The sequence below is a fragment of the Mesorhizobium sp. Mes31 genome (assembly GCF_024519675.1).
In the GTDB taxonomy this organism is placed as follows: domain Bacteria; phylum Pseudomonadota; class Alphaproteobacteria; order Rhizobiales; family Rhizobiaceae; genus Mesorhizobium.
The window spans coordinates 288,679-309,868 of sequence record NZ_JALJRL010000003.1 but is presented as its reverse complement, the minus strand read 5'-3'; the positions used below and the strand labels follow the sequence as shown (position 1 = coordinate 309,868).

Below are 21,190 nucleotides of genomic sequence, written 5' to 3'. Positions count from 1 at the left end.
TGTCTTTCTCCACCGCTTTAAAAAACCAAGATGTTGTTGCTGTCGATCAAGTCTTCACGGACGGCAGTTCCGACACCAGTCGGAGCGAGGCATTGATGCCCTCCAGCTGGTAGTGCGGGCGCAGATAGAAGCGGGCGTTGTAGTAGCCGGGCCGCCCCTCCACGCTGTCCACCTGGACCTCGGCGGCGGCAAGCGGGCGCTTGGCGCGCGCCTTGTCGTCGGCAAAGGCCGGGTTGGCCAGCACGTAGCGGTTGATCCATTCGGTCAACCAGATCTGCATGTCGGAGCGCTCCTTGAACGAGCCGACCTTGTCGCGTGCAATCGCCTTGAGGTAGTGCGCAAAGCGCGAGACCGGGAAGAGATAGGGCAGGTTGGCGCTCAGCCGTTCGTTGGACTGAGCGTCGGGGTCGACCAGCCGTCCCGCCCGTGTCTCGTCGTCCTGCAGTGAGTGTGCGCCGATGAAGGCCGCGAGATCGGTATTCTTCCGATGCAGGATGGGCATCAGGCCGAGCTTGGCAAGTTCCGCCTCGCGCCGGTCGTCGATGGCGACTTCCGTCGGACATTTCATCGCTATCGACCCGTCATCGGTCGGGAAGCTGTGCACCGGCAGGTTGAGGACCGTACCGCCATTCTCGACGCCGCGGATCTGCGTGCCCCAGCCATAGAGTTTGTGGCTGCGGTTTATGTTCACGCCCATGGGGAAGGCGGCGTTCATCCAGACATATTTGTTGTGATCGCCCTGCACCTCTTCCTCGAAGGTGAAACCCTTCACCGGAACGGTATCCGTGCCATATGGCAGTCGCGCCAGAACGCGGGGCATGGTCAGGCCGATGTAGCGAGCGTCCTCGCTCTCGCGCAGCGACTGCCACGACGCATAGGCCGGGTTGGAGACGATCTGCTGCAGGTCTTGCGGGTTCGGCAATTCCTGCCAGCTGTCCATGCGGAACAGGCGCGGCGAGGCGGCCGCGATGAACGGCGTGTGCGCCGAAGCACAGATGCCGGAGATATTGCGCAGCAGACCGACGTCGCGCGGATGGTTGGAGAATTCGTAGGCGCCAATCACGCAGCCGATCGGCTCACCGCCAAGCATCGAATACTCGTCCGTATAGACCTTCTTGAAGATCGGGCTCTGATCCCACATCTGACCTTCATAGTCTTCGAGCGTGTCGGCCAGCTGCTCCTTGGAAATGTTCATCACCCGGATCTTCAGCTTCTGATCCGTCTCGGTGTTGTTGACGAGATACCAGAGGCCGCGCCATGTGCCTTCCATTTCGCGCACTTCCGGCGCGTGCAGGATCTCGTTGACCTGTGTCGTCAGCATCTTGTCGATGCCGGCGATGAGCGACTTGATCGACTTGATCGCATTGGACGAGATGGTCGTGGTATCGGAACGGGACTGTGCCGCGAGTGCGAGGTTGCGCACGAGTTGCTGCAATTTCTCGCTGTCGTCCTTCTTGACCTTGAAATCCTTCTCGAGGAGTCCGCTGAATTCGCCGAGGTCTATGGCTTCGGCCTCGGCGGCGCCGGCGGCGGTCTTTTGCTGTTCGGCCATGGTTTACTCCTTGTCGTCGTCGGACATTGCCTGGCTGGCGATCTTGCTAAGAAGCGGCTCGTTGTTCAGAAGTTGCGCGATGCGCTTTTCGGCGTCGACGCGGCCGTCCATGAAGCCGAGCAATTCCTCGAGCTGGCGACGCATCTTGAGGATCTCGGCCAGTTGTGGAACTTGCTCGGCGATCTTGTCCGGGGCGAAATCACCCATTTTGGTGAAGGTGAGATCGAGCGCCAGTTCCTCGTCACGCTCCTGGCCTTCGGCCTGCGGCAGCGTGTTCTTCACCCGGGCTTTGACGCGGGGCCCGAGCGCCTCCATGAACTTGGGGAAGCGGTTCGCGTCGGTCTCGACAAAGGAGCGGTCCAGCACCGACTTTGATGCTTCCTTGGTTTGCGAAGCGCCGGAAAGGTCGGCCATCACGCCCATGACAAACGGCAGTTCGATCGTCGTCGGGCTGCCGTAGGTTTCCACGTCGTAGGCGATCTGCACCCGCGGCGCGCGATTTCGTTCGATGACCTTCGCTTTGCTTTCGGCTGGCATGTGCTGTTACCTTTCATCCTTCTGAGCCGTCTTCTTGGCATCGGGGACGCCGGCAAGGAGCCGGAATTCCTTCAGCCCCGACGGGGCGAGATCTTCCATCAGTTCAACGAAATCCATATGCACCATCCGGCGCACGCGCCGCGCCAGGTGCGGAATCGGGCTTGACGGTTCGGTGCGGTCATAGAAGGCGACGACGAGGTCGAGGCATTTCACCACGTCGTCGCGCGAGGAAATCCGGTCAGGAAGCCCCGTGCTCGAGTCCGCGTAGCTTGCCATACTTGCCATAGTATCGGCTCCATGACCGTTTCGAGCAGGCGTTGCCGGTTCTGCCGGTGAAGGCGGCTTGGCCGCGCCATTCGCCACGGCGTCGGCGGTCGAATTCCGTTCGAGGGTCGTCAGCAAACGCTGCAGAAACCGTTTTAATTCCGGAACAGGAGCGCCGCCGCCCTCGAGACGGGCGTTGAGGGCGGTCTCGACCGCATCAAGGGCCGCGATCGCTGCCCGGGCGTCGGCCACGAGCGAGACCATCTCGGCGTCGGCTTGATCTATCTGTGCCGCGCATCCGGCACGCACCCGGTTCAACAATTGTCCGTGCGCGCTGACCAGTGCGGCCTTTTCCGCCGCATTCAACCCCGAGGCTGCTTCCTGGAGCATGACACGGTCGTCGAGCGCGCCTTGTTCCAGATCGCGTCCCGTGATTGGCCCGATCGAGCGTGGCGCAAAGAACGTCATTTGCCGCAGGTTCGCCAGCAGCCCGTCCTGACCGTTCTGGAGGTCGAGCAGCGCGTTGATACGGCGCAAGGCGGCATCGCGTGGCGAAGCGCTGGGCCGCAGTGCCGGATGCATGGTTTCCCAATGCTGATCGAGGGTCTGCGCAATGAGGGTCAGACCTTGCGCGAGCCCGGCCAGTCCTTCTTCATTGGCCAGCGCGCGCGTCACGACGACGAGCAGGCGCAGGTCCCGGCCATGCGCGCGCAATTCCTCCGCCTTTGCGAGAACCGCGGGCCAGTCGACCGGAATGGTGCTTTGCGAGGTGGGCTTGTTGCGGCCGTCGTGGACGACCTTGACCTGGGGTTCCGTCAGGCGCTCCAGCTCGTGAAAAGCCGGGTCGTTGCGCAAATCCTCACCCGACGGATTTTCACCGTCGAGCGGACTAAGCCATAGTGCGACATCGATCACACCGACCCCCCAAGCAACCGGCCCTGAAACCGTAAGTGACCCAACGTTATCACAGCGTTGCACTTTACCACAATTCAACCGCTGCTCAAAAAATTAACGAAAGCTGACCAGACCGCAGCCTCGGTGCCGAAACCCTTGGCGAGATTGCCGAACCCTGTATGTGAAATGCATCGCATGGAGGCGGGCGATTCCGTGGTTATTTGCAGCCAGCGGTGCGGGACTTTCCACAAATGGAAAAGAGCCGGCCGAGCCGGGCATCGAGACCAGGTCCATCACCCGCTTTGTCAAGTGGCGGCTTATGTGGCAGGTTATCGACTGGCAGATTGCAGGAGCACGTTCGATGGAACAGCGCCGGTCGTCGCAGACCTTCAAACGCAAGGAACTGGTCGGCAAGCTCAATCCTGTCGGTGTGCGCGCCTTCAAGGCTGCCGCCGACACCGCCAAGCTGCGCGGCAACCCTTACGTCGAACTCGTCCACTTCATCGAGCAACTGGTGCTTTCCGACCGCTCGGATGTGCAAATGATAATCGCCGACGCGGGGGTGGATGCGAGCCGGCTCACGGCCGATATGACCCGCGCCGTCGACAAGCTGCCTTATGGCGCCACGTCGATCGAGGAATTCTCCGACCACATCTTTCACGCCATCCAGGAAGCCTGGAACCTGGCAACGCTGGAATTCGGCGTGGAGGAAGTTCGCAGCGCACATATTCTTCTCGCTTGCCTGAAGACGCCGGTGCTGGAAGGCCTGCTGTCGAAGATCAGCGGCGAGTTTGACAAGGTCGACGCCGACGCGGTCATCGCGCGGTTCGCCGATGTCATGGAAGGTTCGCTCGAAGCCGGCGCCTCGACTGCCGTGCCCGCCGCAGAGACGCCGCGGCGGGCTCCGGGCGGGGATTCGGCGCTGGCCAAATACGCGACCGACCTGACCCAGCGTGCCCGCGACGGCAAGATCGATCCCGTCGTCGGCCGTGATCCGGAGATCAGGCAGATCGTCGATATCCTGATGCGGCGGCGGCAAAACAACCCGATCCTGACCGGCGAGGCCGGGGTCGGCAAGACCGCGGTCGTCGAGGGCTTTGCCTTGCGTATCGCCCAGGGCGATGTGCCGCCCACACTGCAAGGCGTCAGCGTGCGCATGCTCGACGTCGGATTGATGCAGGCGGGGGCAAGCGTAAAGGGTGAGTTCGAAAAACGGCTGAAGGCTGTCATTGACGAGGTGCAGTCTTCCGAAACGCCCGTCATCCTGTTCATTGATGAGGCCCACACCTTGATCGGCGCGGGCGGCGCTGCCGGAACCGGCGACGCGGCCAATCTCCTGAAGCCGGCCCTGGCGCGCGGCGAACTTCGCACCATCGCCGCAACGACCTGGGCCGAATACAAGCAGCACATCGAAAAAGACCCGGCGCTGACCCGCCGTTTCCAGGTGGTAAAGATCGACGAGCCGTCGGAGGCGGTAGCCGTTCTCATGTTGCGCGGCGTGGCCGGCGTTCTCGAGCAGCACCACAAGGTGCAGATACTCGATGAGGCGATCGAGGCGGCGGTCGGCCTCTCGCACCGCTACATCCCGGCGCGGCAACTGCCGGACAAGGCGGTGAGCCTTCTCGACACCGCTTGCGCGCGCGTCGCCATATCGCAGCACGCCACGCCGGCCGAGGTCGAGGATATCATGCGCCGCCGCCAGGCGCTGGAGGTCGAGCGCGGCATTATCGGCCGCGAGGCCGCGATCGGCATCGAGGTGGCTGAGCGGCAGGCACGGGTCGAGACCGGGCTTGCCGAAAGCGAGGTCACGCTGGCCGCCGCGCAGCAACGTTGGGATCGGGAAAAGGCACTCGTTGCCGAGATACTCGAATTGCGCGCCAGGTTGCGCGGCGAAGGTGTGCCGCTCGATGCGGTGGAGACACCGGAGGCCAACACCGAGACAGCTGGCGCGGACGCGGTTGAGACTCAGGTGCCCAAGACCGAAACGCCCAAGACCAAAACGGCCAGAACTAAAACAGCCAAGACCGACGTGGAGACACCGCACGCTGCCGCTGCCCCTGCACCCGATCCGGTCGCCGATCTTGCCCGGCTGCGCGAACTGATGGCCGAACTGGCCGAGGCGCAAGGCGAAACACCGCTGATCCTGCCGTCGGTCGACCGCAACGCCGTGGCGGCGGTCGTTCAGGACTGGACGGGAATCCCGACGGGACGGATGCTGTCGAGCCAGACCGAAAAGGCGCTGCGGCTCGCCGCGACTTTGTCCGAACGCGTGGTCGGTCAGGATCATGCCATGGAGATGATCGCCAAGCGTGTGCAGACCAGCCGCGCCGGGCTCGGCGCGCCGGAAAAGCCGGTGGGCGTGTTCCTGCTCTGCGGACCCTCCGGCGTCGGCAAGACCGAAACCGCCCTGGCGCTGGCCGAAACGCTCTATGGCGGCGAACAGAACCTCATCTCGATCAACATGTCCGAGTTCCAGGAGGCTCATACTGTCTCTACCTTGAAAGGTGCGCCGCCCGGATATGTCGGCTACGGCAAGGGCGGCATCCTGACCGAGGCGGTTCGCCGCAAGCCCTATTCGGTGATCCTGCTCGACGAGGTCGAGAAGGCGCATCCGGACGTGCACGAAATCTTCTTCCAGGTCTTCGACAAGGGGATGATGGACGACAGCGAGGGCCGGCGGATCGACTTCAAGAATACGCTGATCCTGCTGACGTCGAATGTCGGCTCCGAAGTCATCATGGATCGGACCAGGAATGGAAAGCTACGGGCAGGGCTCGACGATCTGGACACCGCGTTGCGCAGCCCGTTGCTGAAGGTCTTCCCGGCGGCCTTCCTCGGCCGGGTGGTGACCATCCCTTATTACCCGCTCTCGGATTCGATGATCGAAGCGATCACCCGTCACCAGTTTGCCAAGATCGCTCGCCGGCTGCGTGCAACCAACGATGCGGAATTGGTAATCGGCGACGGTGTCATGGATTTGGTCAAGGCCCGCTGCACCGAGATCGAATCCGGCGGGCGGATGATCGATGCCATCCTCACCAACACGCTTCTGCCGGAATTGAGCCGCGGCGTGCTGAACCGGTCGCTGGGGGGTGAAAAGATGTCGAAGGTGACCGTCGGCGCCTCCAAGGAGGGCTTCACCTATTCTTTCGAATAGCTTCAGGCGAATGTTGATGAAGCGTCGGACGATCCAAGCCGGCCGTTGCCGAACTGCTGCCACGTCACCTTGCCCTTTGCGTCGTGGGTTTGGGGGCTATTCATGGCGTAGTGCATCGATCGGATTTAGATTGGCGGCGCGGCGCGCCGGAAAGTAACCGAACAGCACGCCGACCAGGCCGGAGAACACGAACGATCCCACCACGACCGTCGGTTCGAAGACGAAAGGGACGTTCAGCCAGCCGGCCATGGCGGCCGCAACGCTCAGGCCGATGGCAACGCCGATCAAACCGCCGAAAAGCGATAGCACCACCGCCTCGACCAGGAACTGCGCCAGAACCTGGCGGCGCAGCGCTCCGATGGCGAGCCGGATGCCGATCTCCCGCGTGCGTTCTGTCACCGATACCAGCATGATGTTCATGATCCCGATGCCCCCGACCAACAGGCTTACGGCGGCGACGGCGCTCAACAGCCCGGTCAGCACGGTGGTGATGTTGGACAGCGTGCTGCTGATCTCGGTCATGTCGAAAACGGAAAAATCATCCCGCTGGCCGGTCCCGATCCTGCGCCGTTCCCGCAGCAGGTTCTCGATATCGCGCTTCACCTTGGCCGTCGCCGTGTCGGCACGCGCCGCGACGTTGATGAAATCGACGTCGATGTTGCCGGCAATCCGCCGCTGGAAGGCGCGCAGAGGAATGATGACGATGTCGTCCTGGTCCATGCCGAACGCGCCAGCACCCTTCGAAGCCAAAAGGCCAATGACCGTGCAGGGGATTCTCTGCAGGCGAAGAGCCTGTCCGATCGGATCGGACTTGCCGAACAGATGTTGGCGGACAGTCTCGCCGACGACACAGACAGGATTGCCGGCGCGTAGTTCGCCGTCCGTGAACAGGCGGCCCGAAGCAAGCGTCCATTGCCCTGCTTCGAAATAGGTATTCAGCGTTCCGGCGACCGAAGTTTCCCAGTTCTCGTTTCCGACCACGGACGTGACTTTCGCCGAAGCGATCGGCGCAACGGCCTTCACCCCGCCGATCTGATCCGCGATCGCCGCGGCATCGGCGGCGTTGAACGGCCTGGCCGTCGAGCGCGCGCTGCCGGGAGCGCCGCCCGGTTCGCCCGGCCTGACCGAAAGAAGGTTGCTGCCCAGGCGCGAAACGCCGGAGACGACGCTTTGCGTGGTTCCGTTGCCGATGGTCACCAACGCCGTCACGGCCGCCACGCCGATGATGATGCCGAGCGCGGTCAGCGTGGACCTCAGGGCATTGCGGCGGATGGCGCGAAAGGCCAACAGGATGGTCTCAAGGAACATCAGGCGGCCTTGCTGTTCAATTGGTCGGTTTCGATCTCTCCATCCTTGAAGCGAACGATCCGCTGCGCGAAGGCGGCCATGTCCGGCTCGTGGGTCACCATGACTACAGTTATGCCCTCGCTCCGGTTGAGGCGGATCAGCAGGTTCATGATCTCGAGGCTGCGCGCCGTATCGAGATTGCCCGTGGGCTCGTCGGCGAGCAGAAGGGCGGGAGCGGTCACGATGGCGCGGGCGATGGCGACGCGTTGCTGCTGCCCGCCCGAGAGTTCGTTCGGCGCATGGTTCTCCCACCCAGCAAGGCCGACCTGTCGCATGGCGTTGAGCGCAAGTGTGCGTCGCTCGCGGGCGCCCATCTGGCGGTAGATAAGCGGCAGTTCGACATTCTCGATCGCGGAGGTGCGCGGCAGCAGGTTGTAGCCCTGGAAGACGAAGCCGATATAGTGTCGCCTCAGCAAGGCACGCTGGTCGTTCGAAAGCGCGCCGACATCGACGCCACGGAAATAGAAATGGCCGCCCGTCGGACTGTCGAGGCAGCCCATGATATTCATGCAGGTCGATTTGCCCGAGCCGCTGGGGCCCATGATGGCAACAAATTCGCCCTCGGCGATATCGAGAGAGACCCCGCGCAGCGCATTTACCGTCGCGCTGCCTTGGCCGTAGGACCGGGCGAGATCCTGCAGCTTTATCAGAACGGGACCGGTGGACGGCATGTCTCAATCCGATCCGGTTGAATCGACGATCAGCAGGTTGCCGTCTTGCAGGTCACCCTCGAGCACCTGCGTCCAGTTCCCGTCGGTAGCCCCGGGCGTGATCAGGAGCGGTGAGGCGGCGTTGTCCTTGAGAACCCAGATGCGCTTTTGACCTTGCGGAAGGTTGTCGCTCAGCTCTGTCTGTGCCTGCGTGGCCGGCCGGGGCATCAGCTTGACAAGCCAGTTGCGGTTGTCGGTGGCGTCGGCGGCCTTGGGTGGCGCGTAGCGCAATGCCGCATTCGGTATCAGCAGGGTATCGTCGACCCTCTGGGTGACGATCTCTGCGGCGACAGTCATGCCGGGCCGCAAGGCCAGCGATGCGTTGTCGACCGACAGCACCGATTTGTAGGTGACGACACCACTGACGGTCACGGGCGCGTAGCGAAGCTGTACGACTTTCGCGGCGAAGTGGCGATCGGGAAAGGCTTCCACGGTGAAGGTTGCATCCTGTCCTTCCTTCACGCTCCCGGCGTCGGCCTCGTCGACGTCGACAAGCAGTTGCATCTGGCTAAGATCGCCCGCGATTGTGAACAGAACCGGAGCCTGAAGCGAGGCGGCGACCGTTTGGCCCGGATCGACATTTCTATCGAGAACGATACCGTCGATCGGTGAGCGGATCACTGCCTTGTCGAGATCAGTCTGATTGGCGGCAAGGTCGGCTTCGGAGACCTTTACCTGCGCCTTGGCGCTGTTGAGGACAGCTTCGGCCTGGTCGCGTACCGACTCTGCCGTTTCCAGATCCTGCCTGGACGCAAAGTCGTGAAGCACAAGGGGCCGCAGGCGCGCGAGGTCGCTTTCGGTCTGCGCAAAGGCAGCCTGTTTCTGCACGACCTCGGCCTTCATCGCGTCGAGTTGCGCGCGTGTATGATTGGTTTCGGCAATCAGCTTGTCGGTGTCGATCTCGGCGAGCACCTGTCCGGCGGTCACCTTGGCGTTGTAGTCGACCAGGACCGATTTCACCCTGCCGGACAATTCGCTTCCGACCTGGACCTGCGTGATCGGATCGACCGTACCGGTCGCCGAAACCGATACGGTAAGGCCAGCGCGCTTGGCCGCCACGGTCTGGTACTGGAGCGAAGACACAGCCTGGTGCGCGGACCACCACCAGCCTCCGGTTGCCAGGACAAGGACAACCAGCGCCAGCCACAGCAGGGATGCACGCTTGCGCGGCCACCAGCCCGAACCGGCGCCGATTTTCAGGACATCTTCTATCTCCGGATTTGTTGCTTCAGGATTTGGCGCGAGCACGGATTTCCGTCCTTTCGGCCGGCCCGGCCTGAGGCCGGCCGTTCTGGACAAAGCTGTGAGGAGATTGCGCCTTCACGACTATTCCGCGCCGTTCCAACTCACTTTGTATGCCCTTTGGGATATCCCGGCATCCGCAATGGATGGCGTGTCCCAGGTGCCACGCGATCCGATCGTCCATGGTCGCGTTCGCGGGCATCGCGTTCGCTGCATGCCATTGCCTGTTCATGTCGATCTATCCCCTTTCAGGCAGATGTCGCGAAGCCGTCAGAACAAACCGAGTGCTTTGGTGCTGTAGCTGACGAGCAGGTTCTTGGTCTGTTGATAGTGATCGAGCATCATCCTGTGGTTCTCGCGACCGAAGCCGGAGGCCTTGTATCCGCCGAAAGCGGCATGGGCCGGATAGGCGTGGTAGCAGTTGGTCCACACCCGCCCGGCCTGAATTGACCGGCCGAGCTGGTAGGCATCGTTGCCGTTGCGTGACCAGACGCCCGCACCCAGGCCGTAGATCGTGTCATTGCCGATGCGGATGGCATCGTCGATGGTCTTGAACGAGGTGACCGAAAGCACGGGCCCGAAAATCTCTTCCTGAAAGATGCGCATCGAGTTGTCGCCGGTGAACACCGTCGGCTGGACGAAATAGCCCTTCTCGAGCTCGCCGCCGAGATGGGCGCGTTCGCCACCGGTGACGCATTTGGCGCCTTCCTGCTTGCCGATCTCGATGTAACCCAGGATCTTGTCCATCTGATCGTGCGAGGCCTGTGCGCCCATCTGCGTCGTCGGATCGAGCGGATCGCCAACCTTGATCCTGGCGACACGAGCCACCGCGCGCTCCATGAACTTGTCGAAGATCGATTCCTGAACGAGAGCACGCGACGGACAGGTGCAGACCTCGCCCTTGTTGAAGGCAAAGAGCGCGAACCCTTCGAGCGCCTTGTCGAAAAACTCGTCGTCTTTATCCATCACGTCGGCCATGAAGATGTTTGGCGACTTGCCGCCCAGTTCCATGGTCTGGGGAATGAGGTGCTCGGCCGAATATCCCATGATCTGCTTTCCCGTGGTCGTCTCGCCGGTGAAGGACACCTTGGAGATGCGGGGGTTGGCCGCGATGGCCTTGCCGACCGAGCCGCCTGGTCCGGTGACGACGTTGAGAACGCCCGCAGGCAGGATGTCCGCCGTCAGGCCGGCGAATATCAGCAGTGTAAGCGGCGTATTGGAGGCCGGCTTGATGACCGTGCAGTTGCCTGCCGCAAGGGCGGGGGCGATCTTCCAAGCGGCCATCAGCAGCGGAAAGTTCCATGGGATGATCTGACCGACGACACCCAGCGGCTCCTTGAAATGGTATGCGATCGTCTTTTCGTCGATCGTGGAGATACTGCCTTCCTCGGCTCGGATGCAGCCGGCGAAGTAGCGGAAGTGGTCGATGGCGAGGGGTACGTCGGCGCCTCGCGTTTCGCGGATGGGCTTGCCATTGTCGAGCGTCTCGGCGAGCGCCAGCAGTTCGAGATTCTCCTCCATGCGGTCGGCGACCTGGTTGAGCAGCTTCGCCCGCTCCGCCGGTGATATGCGCGCCCAGGCGTCCTTGGCCTTGTAGGCTGCGTCGAGTGCAAGTTCGACATCCCGCTCAGTCGACTTGGCGACGTCAACCAGTCGCTCGCCATTGATGGGGCTGAAATCGGTGAAGTACCGTCCCTCGACCGGGGCGACCCATTTGCCGCCGATGAAATTGCCATAGCGCGCGGGCAGGTTTCCCTTTGAGCGCACGAGTTCCAACGCGTGATGAGACATGACCTTATCCTTTCAGCAGCGTGCTTTTCGTCGACTGCTTGGGCAAACTCTGCCGCCTTTCGGCTGACCGGACATTGATCCCGGTCAACGGCGAAAGATTTCCTCATTGCGCTAGGTCAAGGAAACAGGACGTGGCGCGGCCCATTGTTTGGCGGGGCAGCAAGAAATGCAGTCGTGAAACAAGGAGAATGCACTGTGGTGAAGATGATGAAGGCGGCCGTGGTCCATGAATTCGGCAGACCACTATCGATCGAACAAGTGCCGGTTCCTGTTCCAGGTCCGGGGGAAATCCTGGTCAAGGTGATTGCGTGCGGCGTTTGCCATACCGATCTGCATGCCGCCGATGGAGATTGGCCGGTAAAGCCCGTGCCGCCGTTCATTCCCGGGCATGAAGTCGCCGGCGTGGTCGCGGCGCTCGGCCCTGGCGTGACCGACTTCATGGAGGGCGATCCGGTCGGCGTCGCCTGGCTGCACGATGCCTGCATGCGTTGCGAATACTGCGAGACCGGCTGGGAGACGCTTTGCGAGCACCAGCATGACACCGGTTACAGCTGCGACGGCGGCTTCGCTGAATATGTCATCGCATCGGCACCTTTTGCCGCGCGCCTGCCTGCCGGCGTCGATTTCGCGCAGATGGCGCCGATCCTTTGCGCTGGCGTGACAACATACAAGGGTCTGAAGGAAACCGAGGCGCGGCCCGGTGAGTGGGTGGCTATATCCGGCGTCGGTGGTCTCGGCCACGTGGCGATCCAGTACGCCAAGGCGATGGGGCTGAAGGTCGTAGCCCTGGACGTTGCACCCGAAAAGCTCGCTCTGGCCAAAGCTGCCGGAGCCGATCTCGCATTCGACGCGCGCTCCACGGATGTGGTGGCCGAGGTCATCAAGGGGACCGGCGGCGGTGCTCATGGCATTCTCGTGACCGCGGTTTCGACGCCGGCTTTCAGCCAGGCACTGCATATGGTTCGCCGCAAGGGGACGATCAGTCTGGTCGGCCTGCCGCCCGGGGAATTTCCGACACCGATCTTCGACGTCGTGCTGAAGCGCATCACGGTGCGCGGCTCGATCGTCGGAACAAGGCGCGATCTCGACGAGGCCATCGCCTTTGCCGCTGACGGCAAGGTAAAGGCCGAAATCACCAAGGGACGCCTCGAGGACATCAACACTATATTTGCAAACCTCAAGGCCGGCAGGATTCAGGGACGGATGGTGCTTGATTTTTCCGAACCCGTTCGCACGCCGGTATCTGAGCGCGCGGCCGTTCCCGCCTGACGACAGACTGAAGGGCGGCGTCAGAGGACGCCGCCCTTATCTCCAGTCCGAAGGCCCGGCCATCGACGCACACGATCCCACACAATCAAGGAAGGGATGAGCATTCGTGCCGGCCGGCGGGCTGGTCGCGCTTGCGACTTGGCGTCGTCGGCGCTCGATTCAATGGTCATCCTGCTTATAATAGCGGCGCTTGAGAGCCACCCAGGGGGAGCAAGGGCGACCTCTTCGTGTCTGGGCCGTGGGCAGATCGTCAGTCGGGGCACCAGGGCGTGGCAGCCTTTACGTGGTCATGCGCGGATACAGCCTTGCGGCGATCGCGACCAAAACCGCGAAGGCGGCCGCGAGAACGAGGCCGTCAACGGCAAGCCCGAACTTGCTCTGTCCGCCGACCAGCATCAACGTTCGCAGGGCATCGACCTGATAGGTAAGGGGATTGGCGAGCGAGATCGTCTTCAGCCAGCTCGGCATGATATCGATCGGATAGATGGCGTTGCTGGCGAAGAAGATTGGCATCGTCAGCACCTGACCGATGCCCATGAAACGCTCGCGCGTTTTCACGATGCAGGCGATGATCAGCGAGAATGTGGAGAACAGTCCTGAACCCAGTGCAATCAGGCATGCCACGCCAAGAAGGCTGGCAGGGCTCAGGTCGACATCGATGCCGAGCGCCAGCGCCAGAAGATAGACGACGACAGCCTGCGTCAAACCGCGAACAGCGGACGACAACGCCTTGCCGAGGACCAGCGCGCTGCGCGGCGCCGGGCTGACCATGTAGCGATGGAGGACGCCGAGGTCGCGCTCCCAGATAGCGGCGATGCCGTAGAAGATCGCCGCGAAAAGCACACTTTGGGCGAGGATGCCCGGCGCCAGGAAGTCGAGATAGCTACCGTTGCCAGACGTCAGGCCACGCACCTGCGCCATCACTTCGCCGAACAGAACAAGCCAGATCGCCGGCTGGATAGCGCGTGTCAGGATTTCGCTCGGATCACGCCGCAGTTTGCGTATCTCCGCATCGGCCACCGCATGAACCTCGGTGCCATAATCGATGATCCCTTGAACGGTCCTAGCCATGATCGCTGGCGCTCCTGCGCGTCTGCCTGACATCCCGGTAGGCGCCACCCATTTCGACGTCGCTGCCGGCGATCGCCATGAAGACGTCGTCGAGCGTTGCCGCCGGCCCTATACCGGCTTTCAATTCGGCTGGCGTGCCGACCCTTTCCAGGCGTCCGCGATGCATGATGCCGACGCGGTCGCACAATGCGTCGACCTCTTCCATCACATGCGTGGTGACGAGAATGGTAGTGCCGAAGCGATCCCTCAAATTGCGCACGTGGTTCCAGATCGCAGTGCGTGCCACGGGGTCCAATCCGACGGTCGGCTCGTCCATGATCAGCAGGGCAGGCCGGTGCAGCGTGCTTTGCGCGATCTCCAGCCTTCGCAGCATGCCGCCGGAATAGTGCTGTGCCAGGCGATCCGCTGCTCCGGCAAGTTCCGTCATCTCCAGCGCCTCCCTGATCCGCTGTTCGCGCTCGGCGCGCGGAATGAGGTAGAGCCGCGCGGACAACAGCAGGTTCTCGTAGCCGGTCAGCGCCCCGTCGGCCGAAAGCAACTGCGGTACATAACCGATGTGGGCACGAATGCGTCTTGCTTCGCGTCGCAGGTCGCAGCCAGCGATCGTGGCATCGCCACTCGATGGCGGCAACAGGGTCGTCAGCATCTTGATCAGTGTTGATTTTCCCGCGCCGTTGGGGCCGATCAGGCCGAAGACTTCGCGCTGGCGGACCTGCAGATCAACGCGGTCGACGACCACGTTTTGATCGAACGACTTCGAAAGGCCATGCGTTTCTATGGGGAAAATCGTTGAAGGAGCGAGCATGGGCCTGGCTTTCGTTCGGTCCCGTATCTGGCGGGTGGAAGTACTTCAATCCGGTCGAGAGTGAAACGGTGTTCACCGTGCGGGGCGCCCGGAATTGAGCGTCAGCCTAGACGATGCCGGAGGCCGGCAAATTGATTCAGGGCAAAGCGATCCACGGGACCATATGCCAGAAGACAACGAGACTTGAAGCCCCCCTTTTCCAACGACCATTCCAGAAGGTGCGCGATGGAACTGATGGAAGCGTTGCGGACGCGGCGAGCGATCCGTACCTATACCGACGAGCAGATCGACAACGATCTGATCCACGAATTGATCGACGCTGCCATCTTGGCGCCGAGTGCCATGAACCTGCAGCCATGGTCCTTTGTGGTGGTGAGCGGTTCCGCGCGCCTGCGTGCGTTATCGGATGAGGCCAAGCGCTATGCGATCAGCAACCTGCCAAAGGGCTCGCCGCTTGCTGGCCATCTTGCCGACAAGGAATTCGAGATCTTCCACGGCGCGCCGGCGCTGATCATCATCTGCGCGACGAATGACGAAAGGCAGTCTGACGAGGATTGCTGCCTGGCCGGACAGAATCTCATGCTGGCAGCCCATGCCAGGGATCTGGGAACATGCTGGATCGGGTTGTCTCGGCCTTGGCTCAACGAGATGACGGTGAAGAAGGAGCTTGGGATTCCGCTCTCACTGAAACCGGTTGCACCGATCATTGTGGGTCGGGCACGAGCGTTGCCAACCGCGACATCAAGAAATGAACCTCGGATCATATGGGGTCACTGATCACGCAGGGCTGGAGCGCCCTGCGACAGCGAGGGACCGCTTTGGACCTCGATCAAACCATCTCAAAGGAGAACGAAATGATTGTGGCTAATGGTACGCTCGTCGCGGTAACCGACGGCGAAAAGTTGCGCCTTTTCCGCAACAAGGGTCACGAACCCAAGATCGAACTGATTGAATTGCGCGAGCCGGCCCTCCAGGTGGCCAGCACGGGCTCGGGCGGCCGACATCGCAGTTCCACCGCCAATCACGACGATTCTCGCCTACGGGAAGACGACTTTGCCGCAGCCGTGGCCGAGTACCTCAATCGCGAGGCGCTGACGGGGGCGTTCGAGCATGTCGTGGTGATCGCCGATCCGCGCACGCTGGGCGAACTGCGCAGGCACGTCCAGGCTTCGCTGAAAGCAAAGCTGGTGGGCGAGATCGACAAGGATCTCGCGAAACACTCCGTCGAAGCCATCGAGAATACATTGGCGGCGGCTTGAGACCCCGCGAGACCGGCCGCCATAACTGTTTGAGAGTTTGATTGGCCGCGCGCGATCGAGACCAGCCGGCTTTGACGCGTTTCAATCATGTTCCAGCGTCATGTTGACGAGGATCAATGAGGCCTGGGTTCTTTCCCTGTTGGATGGCCATCGATCCAAACTGGGGAACGGTGATGCAGACGAATGAAACGCCGCGATATGACGCCAGCGTGAACACGACCGGTTGCTGCCCGAGGTTCAATCCGGAAGGCTGGGACGGCCAGGAGTTGCACTTCAAGGACAAGCAGTTTCTCAAGGCGACAACCCACAGCGTGATGCATGTCCCGATGAACATGGGCAGCGTATTCGCGCGTGTTAACAGGCATATCGATGACGCCGGTGCTTCGGACACGGACCGATTCATCGTGCTCAGCCGCGATGTCTCGCCATGGAGCAGTGAACATCTGTTTTCAGTCTCGAAAACCGTCCCAGGCGAGGAGATGACCACGCTGAGCGGTGACTTCATAACGAAAGTGTTCGAAGGCCCGTACAGCCAGGCAAGGCATTGGCATGAGGAAATGCGGCAGATCGCGCGCGATCGAAAATCGGAACCGGGCGACGTCTATTTCTTCTACACGACGTGCCCGAAATGCGCCAAGGCCTACGGGAAGAACTATGTCGTCGGTGTCGCGGCGACAAGCTGAGCCACGATCGCGGTGCTCATATGCGGTCCGCTGGTGCGTCCCCAGCGCGCAATCCGAAGGCCGAGACCGAAGAAGGCGCAATCTTCACGACCTGCAATGTCCGGTCGGCGTATTCATCCAGTTTGTCCGTGCTAAATCAGCCCGATTCGCGAGCCAAATACCGCGACGGAAACCAGAGGTGCGTGGGAGGGGATCATTCGATGGAACCGCCGGAGGCATCGCCCACCACGCTTCGCCAACGCTCGAGCTTCTTCGGAAGCTTGGGCCCAGGACTGATCACGGGCGCGGCTGATGATGATCCAAGCGGTATCGCCACCTATAGTCAGGTGGGGGCCCAATTCGGCTACTCGCTCGCCTGGACCATACTGTTCAGCTATCCGCTTATGGCCGTAACTCAAGGGATCAGTGCCGGGATCGGCGCCGTGACTGGCCAAGGTATCGCGCGCAATCTGCGTCGGCACTACTCTCCTTGGCTGCTGCGTTTCGCCGTTCTCCTCCTGCTCGTCGCCAACACCATCAATATCGGCGCCGATCTCAGCGCCATGGGGGCGGCGCTTGAATTGCTCATAGGCGGCCCGCGTCATTTGTATGCGATCTTCTTCGCCCTGATTTGCATCTTTCTGGAAATCTTCGTGAGCTATCGGCGCTACGTGACGGTGCTTAAATGGCTGACCCTGTCCCTGCTTGCCTACGTGGCGGTGGTGCTGTCAGTCCATGTGCCTTGGGGGGCGGCGCTCCATGGTGCGCTGGTTCCACAAATCGTCTTCGACGGCGATCACGCCATGGCGCTTGTTGCCGTCCTTGGCACAACAATCAGTCCCTACCTCTTTTTCTGGCAGGCCGGGGAGGAGGTTGAGGAGCAGCACCGGCAACACCGTCGACGGCTTGGCGCCAACTCTCACGCCGCCGGACCGGAGCTGGCGCGCATTCGTGGCGACACACTATTCGGAATGGGCTTTTCCAATCTGGTGGCCATTGTCATCATCACTGCCACAGCGGCAACGCTTCATGCCAACGGGATTACACAGATCCAGACCTCGTCGCAGGCGGCCGAAGCGCTCCGGCCTGTTGCCGGCGACTTTGCGTTTGCCATCTTCGCTATCGGTATTGTCGGTACCGGCATGCTTGCCGTCCCCGTGCTTGCGGGCTCCGCCGCCTATGCTGTTGCGGAGATGTTTCGGTGGCCCGAAGGCCTGGACCGGCGCCCGCAGGACGCCAAGGCCTTCTACGGCGTAATCGCGGCGGCGACGCTGGGTGGGGTGACCCTGACTTTCGTGGGCCTGGATCCCATCAGGGCCCTCTACTGGAGCGCTGTCGTCAATGGAATACTAGCGGCGCCGCTGATGACGATCATGATGATGATCGCCATGAACCCGCGGATCATGGGTCACCTTACTTTGCCGCGCTGGATGGTTTTCGGGGGCGTGCTTGCCACGGCGGTGATGGCTCTGGCTTCAATTGGCTTTTTCGTGCTGTGACCGACAGCCTGGCGTGATGACGGGAGACTTTCTGTGTGGTTTGGTTTCTTTTGCGTTCGGCCATAGCGGTGCTCCGCTTGAAAAGCTGGTAGAGAAAGGGCGTTGCCGGAGGAAGGCAATCCGATCGGCTTAGGTGCACACAGCTAGGCGCGCGACTTTCCGCAAAGACGCCGGCCTCCATGCGTTTCGAGAGCACAATGACTGAGCTTCATTTCTGGCCGATCGTTCAGTGTCTCATCCTGCTGACCCTCGCGAACGGCGTGCCTGTCATCGCCAAGAAAATGCTTGGCGAGTGGCTCTCGTGGCCGATCGATGGTGGTCGGGTTTTCTGGGACGGACAGCCCCTCCTGGGCCGGTCAAAGACCCTTCGCGGTCTCGTGCTCGCCATCATGGCAGCTGGGATAGGCGGCCCCCTTGTGGGGCTCGACACTGCAACCGGAGCGCTCATCGGCTTCACCGCCATGGCCGGCGACATGCTGTCGAGCTTCATCAAACGTCGCTTGCGCCTCGCTCCGAGCGCCGAGGCGCCAGGCTTCGATCAGGTGCCGGAATCTTTGTTGCCTTTCCTGGCGGTCAAGAACCTCGTGGGATTTTCGGTTTGGGACATTCTGATCGGTGTCGGCGCGTTCTGGATTGGCGAACTCGTGGTCTCCCGGCTTCTCTTCATGCTGCGCATCAGGGACAGACCCTACTGATCCTCGCGGGCCAGATGGTGCAGTGTGATCTCGGGAAGGCAGTTCAGCCGTACCGCGACGACACTCGAGCCGGCGCCAACCGATGTGTAACCCATCATGCCATGGTACATCCACGCGCCGGCGCCCATCGTCCGCGGGAGTTTCGAATCCAGGGTGATCGGGATTCCCCCCGGCAGACAGATCTGGCCGCCATGGGTGTGACCTGCGAGCAGCACGTCGAATCCGGCGTGAGCTGCCTGGCGATAGATCTCGGGAGTATGCGAAAGCAGGATCGAAAAGGCATCGGCAGGCACATTGGCAGCCGCCTTTTCGATATTGTCGACACGGAAGAAATGCGCATCGTCTATTCCGGCGAGATAGATGCGCTCTCCGCCTCGCTCGATCACTTCCAGTTCGTTCATCAGCATGCGAATGCCCATGTCCTCCAGGGCCGGAACCATTCTGACTGTGTCATGGTTGCCGAGCACCCCGTATAGCGGCCCCTTGAGAGAGGCGCGCACGCGGGCGACGCCGTCCACGGCGGCTTCAAAGGGACCGAAGGTCTTTGCGCGGAAATCGCCGGTCAGCACGCAAATGTCATAATCGAGATTCGCGACGAGTTCGGTGACGCGATCCATCGCGGGGCCGCTCATGTCCGTATGCAGATCGCTGAGGTGCAGGATCCGGAATCCTTCGAAGCCGCGGGGCAGGGTGGACGATACGATGGTATTGAGGCGGAGTTGGACGTTTTCGGCATTGCGGCACCCGCGCCCATAGAGCCCCGTGAATCGCAACCCGTTGCGGATCACCGCATGGATCGAATACCAATTCTCCAGGTGAAAGAAGTTCAGGCCCTGGCCGAAGATTTGTGCTTCGTGGTCGTCTTCTATGCCCAGCCGCTGCCTTGCATGGATCCGGCCAAGGCGTGCGTCCAACCTGAGGCTGATGTCAGTCATCGCCATCCCGAACCAAGTTGATTGGCACCTCCCAGGTGTACCAATCCATCGCACAAGCAAGTCATTTTGGCGATCTTCGCTGCTGCCTGAACCTAATGCTGCAGCGTTTCGATGTAACCTGTCAGGTTGTGGATGCGTTCTGTGGTTACCACCTCACCGCCACTTGGGCCGTAGGTTTTTGCGTCTTCCTCAAGGAATTGGCGACCCCAGACCGGCATCTCGCGGCGGCCATGGCTTGGTATGGCATATCGGCCGTCGATGGTCGCGAAGACCCTCGAATAGGGAAACGTCCCGCCATTGCGTTCGGAAAGGTGCGTCAGGTCGGCCGGACGCTTGATCAGCAGGTCGCGCAAGGGGCCGTCGCCCTTGCCATCGACGCCGTGACAGACGGCGCAGGAGTTCAGATATTCTGCCTGGCCGTAACTCATTTCCTGCGCCCAGGACGCTTGGCAGGGCATAGTCGCGAGAGCTAGTGCGATCAGGAGTCTCATCTGCGCATCCACCGGTTGATGGGCTGAGCCTACCGTGTCACCCCGCGCGCATGTTGATCCGGATCAATTGGGCCACGGCGAGATCTTTGATTCAGCGCAATGAGCATGCCGAACCGTCCGGTTATCGTTGCGATGGAATTTGACACAAGATCGGGAGCAGCCGCCATGGCCTTCAGGACGATACTTACGGTTACGGGACCGCATATGGGTGACAGCGATCTCAAACTCGCTGCTGACCTTTGCGACGAAATCGGCGCCCACCTTGCTGTTCTTGTCGTTGCCATCGCCGCGCCGCCGCCCGTCGGAGAGTATGCGGCAGTCATCTCGGAAGACTGGCTGAAGGAACGGCAGGCCGACGAGAAGCTCTTGGAGAAGCGAGTCGCCGCCGTGTCGGCTTTTCTCGCCAACAGCGCGCTTTCGGCCGATGTCTCCAGCGAGTATCCGGAGGTCGGCTGGGCTGACGAACGAATTGGTCGCCGTGCACGCTACGCCGACATTACGGTGATCGGACCGGAGTTGCTCGCTGGCGAGACGCTGAAGAGCAAAGTGATCGAGGGCGCCTTGTTTTCATCCGGGAAGCCGCTGCTGGTCGTTCCCCGAGGGGCGCGACCGACATTGAAGCCGAAGCGGGTGCTGGTTGCGTGGGATGCACGCCTCGAGTCATCGCGCGCCCTGCGTGAATCACTCGACATGTTGACAGGCGCCGACGAAGTGCGCCTCGTCATGGTCGATCCGGTGGAGGACGAACACCATCACGGTCAGGAACCCGGGGCCGATGCCGCCGCCTATCTTGCGCGGCATGGGGTGAAGGTCATGGTCGACCGACTGCCGAGTTCGAACCATTCCGTCGCTGACGTTCTTCGCCAGCATGCGGTCGACAGCGGCGCCGAGTTGATGGTGATGGGCGCCTATGGTCATTCGCGGTTGCGTGAGCGGATTTTCGGTGGTGTCACCAAGTCGATGCTCGAGGATCAATCGCTCCCGATCTTGATGGCGCGATGAAGCGCGGC

Annotated in this window: 19 protein-coding genes; 8 read left to right on the top strand and 11 right to left on the bottom strand. The window is 61.7% G+C overall.

Annotated features, from left to right (window positions below; all coding sequences use genetic code 11):
* Positions 1-46 precede the first annotated feature (46 nt).
* Genes tssC through tssA form a run of 3 tightly spaced genes read right to left on the bottom strand, consistent with a single transcriptional unit; the run spans position 47 to position 3,268 of the window.
* Positions 47-1,552, bottom strand: a complete 1,506-nt coding sequence (gene tssC / locus NR193_RS06800) for a type VI secretion system contractile sheath large subunit (RefSeq protein ID WP_256750103.1) — start codon at positions 1,550-1,552, stop codon at positions 47-49.
* 3 nt (positions 1,553-1,555) lie between these two features.
* Positions 1,556-2,089, bottom strand: a complete 534-nt coding sequence (gene tssB, locus NR193_RS06795) for a type VI secretion system contractile sheath small subunit (RefSeq protein ID WP_256750102.1) — start codon at positions 2,087-2,089, stop codon at positions 1,556-1,558.
* A 6-nt stretch (positions 2,090-2,095) separates the two neighbouring features.
* On the bottom strand, positions 2,096-3,268 hold the full coding sequence (gene tssA / locus NR193_RS06790) for a type VI secretion system protein TssA (RefSeq protein WP_256750101.1): 1,173 nt from the start codon (positions 3,266-3,268) through the stop codon (positions 2,096-2,098).
* Positions 3,269-3,608: 340 nt separating this feature from the next.
* Between tssA and tssH the strand changes: the two genes are divergently transcribed.
* On the top strand, positions 3,609-6,404 hold the full coding sequence (tssH, locus tag NR193_RS06785; RefSeq protein WP_256750100.1) for a type VI secretion system ATPase TssH: 2,796 nt from the start codon (positions 3,609-3,611) through the stop codon (positions 6,402-6,404).
* A gap of 96 nt (positions 6,405-6,500) precedes the next feature.
* Here the strand turns inward: tssH and NR193_RS06780 are convergent, their stop codons facing one another.
* The 4 genes from NR193_RS06780 to NR193_RS06765 all read right to left on the bottom strand — a co-directional run bounded on the left by NR193_RS06780 (position 6,501) and on the right by NR193_RS06765 (position 11,494).
* Complete coding sequence (locus tag NR193_RS06780) at positions 6,501-7,712, bottom strand: ABC transporter permease (RefSeq protein ID WP_256750099.1); 1,212 nt, start codon at positions 7,710-7,712, stop codon at positions 6,501-6,503.
* A complete protein-coding gene (locus NR193_RS06775) occupies positions 7,712-8,422 on the bottom strand; it encodes an ABC transporter ATP-binding protein (RefSeq protein ID WP_306279969.1) in 711 nt (236 codons plus the stop codon). Before NR193_RS06775 ends, NR193_RS06780 begins: the two co-directional genes overlap by 1 nt.
* Before the next feature lie 3 nt (positions 8,423-8,425).
* Positions 8,426-9,709, bottom strand: a complete 1,284-nt coding sequence (locus NR193_RS06770; RefSeq protein WP_256750098.1) for an efflux RND transporter periplasmic adaptor subunit — start codon at positions 9,707-9,709, stop codon at positions 8,426-8,428.
* A gap of 264 nt (positions 9,710-9,973) precedes the next feature.
* On the bottom strand, positions 9,974-11,494 hold the full coding sequence (locus NR193_RS06765; protein WP_256750097.1) for an aldehyde dehydrogenase family protein: 1,521 nt from the start codon (positions 11,492-11,494) through the stop codon (positions 9,974-9,976).
* A gap of 207 nt (positions 11,495-11,701) precedes the next feature.
* Here NR193_RS06765 and adhP point away from each other — a divergent pair, with 207 nt between their 5' ends.
* A complete protein-coding gene (gene adhP, locus NR193_RS06760) occupies positions 11,702-12,763 on the top strand; it encodes an alcohol dehydrogenase AdhP (RefSeq protein WP_256750290.1) in 1,062 nt (353 codons plus the stop codon).
* A 279-nt stretch (positions 12,764-13,042) separates the two neighbouring features.
* Here the strand turns inward: adhP and NR193_RS06755 are convergent, their stop codons facing one another.
* A complete protein-coding gene (locus NR193_RS06755; RefSeq protein WP_256750096.1) occupies positions 13,043-13,834 on the bottom strand; it encodes an ABC transporter permease in 792 nt (263 codons plus the stop codon).
* Positions 13,827-14,639, bottom strand: coding sequence for an ABC transporter ATP-binding protein (locus tag NR193_RS06750; RefSeq protein ID WP_256750095.1), 813 nt, complete (start codon positions 14,637-14,639; stop codon positions 13,827-13,829). The genes NR193_RS06755 and NR193_RS06750 overlap by 8 nt, the downstream gene beginning before the upstream one ends.
* A gap of 225 nt (positions 14,640-14,864) precedes the next feature.
* Here NR193_RS06750 and NR193_RS06745 point away from each other — a divergent pair, with 225 nt between their 5' ends.
* The 5 genes from NR193_RS06745 to NR193_RS06725 all read left to right on the top strand — a co-directional run bounded on the left by NR193_RS06745 (position 14,865) and on the right by NR193_RS06725 (position 18,754).
* The gene (locus tag NR193_RS06745; protein WP_256750094.1) at positions 14,865-15,416 is read left to right on the top strand and encodes a nitroreductase family protein; all 552 of its coding nucleotides are present in this window, start codon (positions 14,865-14,867) and stop codon (positions 15,414-15,416) included.
* 77 nt (positions 15,417-15,493) lie between these two features.
* Positions 15,494-15,898: a host attachment protein gene (locus NR193_RS06740; RefSeq protein ID WP_256750093.1), complete on the top strand. Its 405-nt coding sequence runs from the start codon at positions 15,494-15,496 to the stop codon at positions 15,896-15,898.
* Positions 15,899-16,071: 173 nt separating this feature from the next.
* Positions 16,072-16,581, top strand: a complete 510-nt coding sequence (locus NR193_RS06735; RefSeq protein WP_256750092.1) for a hydrolase — start codon at positions 16,072-16,074, stop codon at positions 16,579-16,581.
* Between the two features lie 200 nt (positions 16,582-16,781).
* A complete protein-coding gene (locus NR193_RS06730) occupies positions 16,782-18,059 on the top strand; it encodes an NRAMP family divalent metal transporter (protein WP_256750091.1) in 1,278 nt (425 codons plus the stop codon).
* Between the two features lie 179 nt (positions 18,060-18,238).
* Positions 18,239-18,754 carry a CDP-archaeol synthase gene (locus tag NR193_RS06725; RefSeq protein WP_256750090.1) on the top strand — a complete coding sequence of 172 codons (516 nt, stop codon included), beginning with the start codon at positions 18,239-18,241 and terminating at the stop codon, positions 18,752-18,754.
* On the opposite strand, the gene NR193_RS06720 is transcribed toward NR193_RS06725, so the two are convergent.
* Both NR193_RS06720 and NR193_RS06715 read right to left on the bottom strand, forming a co-directional pair.
* Positions 18,748-19,689 (bottom strand): metallophosphoesterase, encoded by a 942-nt coding sequence (locus NR193_RS06720; protein ID WP_256750089.1) that lies wholly within the window; start codon positions 19,687-19,689, stop codon positions 18,748-18,750. The two genes, NR193_RS06725 and NR193_RS06720, sit on opposite strands and share 7 nt — an antisense overlap.
* 92 nt (positions 19,690-19,781) lie before the next feature.
* Positions 19,782-20,180 carry a cytochrome c gene (locus NR193_RS06715; protein ID WP_256750088.1) on the bottom strand — a complete coding sequence of 133 codons (399 nt, stop codon included), beginning with the start codon at positions 20,178-20,180 and terminating at the stop codon, positions 19,782-19,784.
* 165 nt (positions 20,181-20,345) lie between these two features.
* Here NR193_RS06715 and NR193_RS06710 point away from each other — a divergent pair, with 165 nt between their 5' ends.
* Positions 20,346-21,182: a universal stress protein gene (locus NR193_RS06710; RefSeq protein WP_256750087.1), complete on the top strand. Its 837-nt coding sequence runs from the start codon at positions 20,346-20,348 to the stop codon at positions 21,180-21,182.
* Positions 21,183-21,190: the final 8 nt, after the last annotated feature.

Bases quoted from the DNA above. Each gene is read 5' to 3' on its own strand.
- NR193_RS06750 (WP_256750095.1), bottom strand. From the start codon at position 14,639: ATGCTCGCTCCTTCAACGATTTTCCCCATAGAAACGCATGGCCTTTCG.
- NR193_RS06710 (WP_256750087.1), top strand. From the start codon at position 20,346: ATGGCCTTCAGGACGATACTTACGGTTACGGGACCGCATATGGGTGAC.
- tssB (WP_256750102.1), bottom strand. From the start codon at position 2,089: ATGCCAGCCGAAAGCAAAGCGAAGGTCATCGAACGAAATCGCGCGCCG.
- NR193_RS06765 (WP_256750097.1), bottom strand. From the start codon at position 11,494: ATGTCTCATCACGCGTTGGAACTCGTGCGCTCAAAGGGAAACCTGCCC.
- NR193_RS06735 (WP_256750092.1), top strand. From the start codon at position 16,072: ATGCAGACGAATGAAACGCCGCGATATGACGCCAGCGTGAACACGACC.
- NR193_RS06755 (WP_256750096.1), bottom strand. From the start codon at position 13,834: ATGGCTAGGACCGTTCAAGGGATCATCGATTATGGCACCGAGGTTCAT.
- NR193_RS06780 (WP_256750099.1), bottom strand. From the start codon at position 7,712: ATGTTCCTTGAGACCATCCTGTTGGCCTTTCGCGCCATCCGCCGCAAT.
- NR193_RS06775 (WP_306279969.1), bottom strand. From the start codon at position 8,422: ATGCCGTCCACCGGTCCCGTTCTGATAAAGCTGCAGGATCTCGCCCGG.
- NR193_RS06715 (WP_256750088.1), bottom strand. From the start codon at position 20,180: ATGAGACTCCTGATCGCACTAGCTCTCGCGACTATGCCCTGCCAAGCG.
- tssC (WP_256750103.1), bottom strand. From the start codon at position 1,552: ATGGCCGAACAGCAAAAGACCGCCGCCGGCGCCGCCGAGGCCGAAGCC.
- NR193_RS06725 (WP_256750090.1), top strand. From the start codon at position 18,239: ATGCGTTTCGAGAGCACAATGACTGAGCTTCATTTCTGGCCGATCGTT.
- adhP (WP_256750290.1), top strand. From the start codon at position 11,702: ATGAAGGCGGCCGTGGTCCATGAATTCGGCAGACCACTATCGATCGAA.
- NR193_RS06745 (WP_256750094.1), top strand. From the start codon at position 14,865: ATGGAACTGATGGAAGCGTTGCGGACGCGGCGAGCGATCCGTACCTAT.
- NR193_RS06740 (WP_256750093.1), top strand. From the start codon at position 15,494: ATGATTGTGGCTAATGGTACGCTCGTCGCGGTAACCGACGGCGAAAAG.
- NR193_RS06720 (WP_256750089.1), bottom strand. From the start codon at position 19,689: ATGACTGACATCAGCCTCAGGTTGGACGCACGCCTTGGCCGGATCCAT.
- tssH (WP_256750100.1), top strand. From the start codon at position 3,609: ATGGAACAGCGCCGGTCGTCGCAGACCTTCAAACGCAAGGAACTGGTC.
- NR193_RS06730 (WP_256750091.1), top strand. From the start codon at position 16,782: ATGGAACCGCCGGAGGCATCGCCCACCACGCTTCGCCAACGCTCGAGC.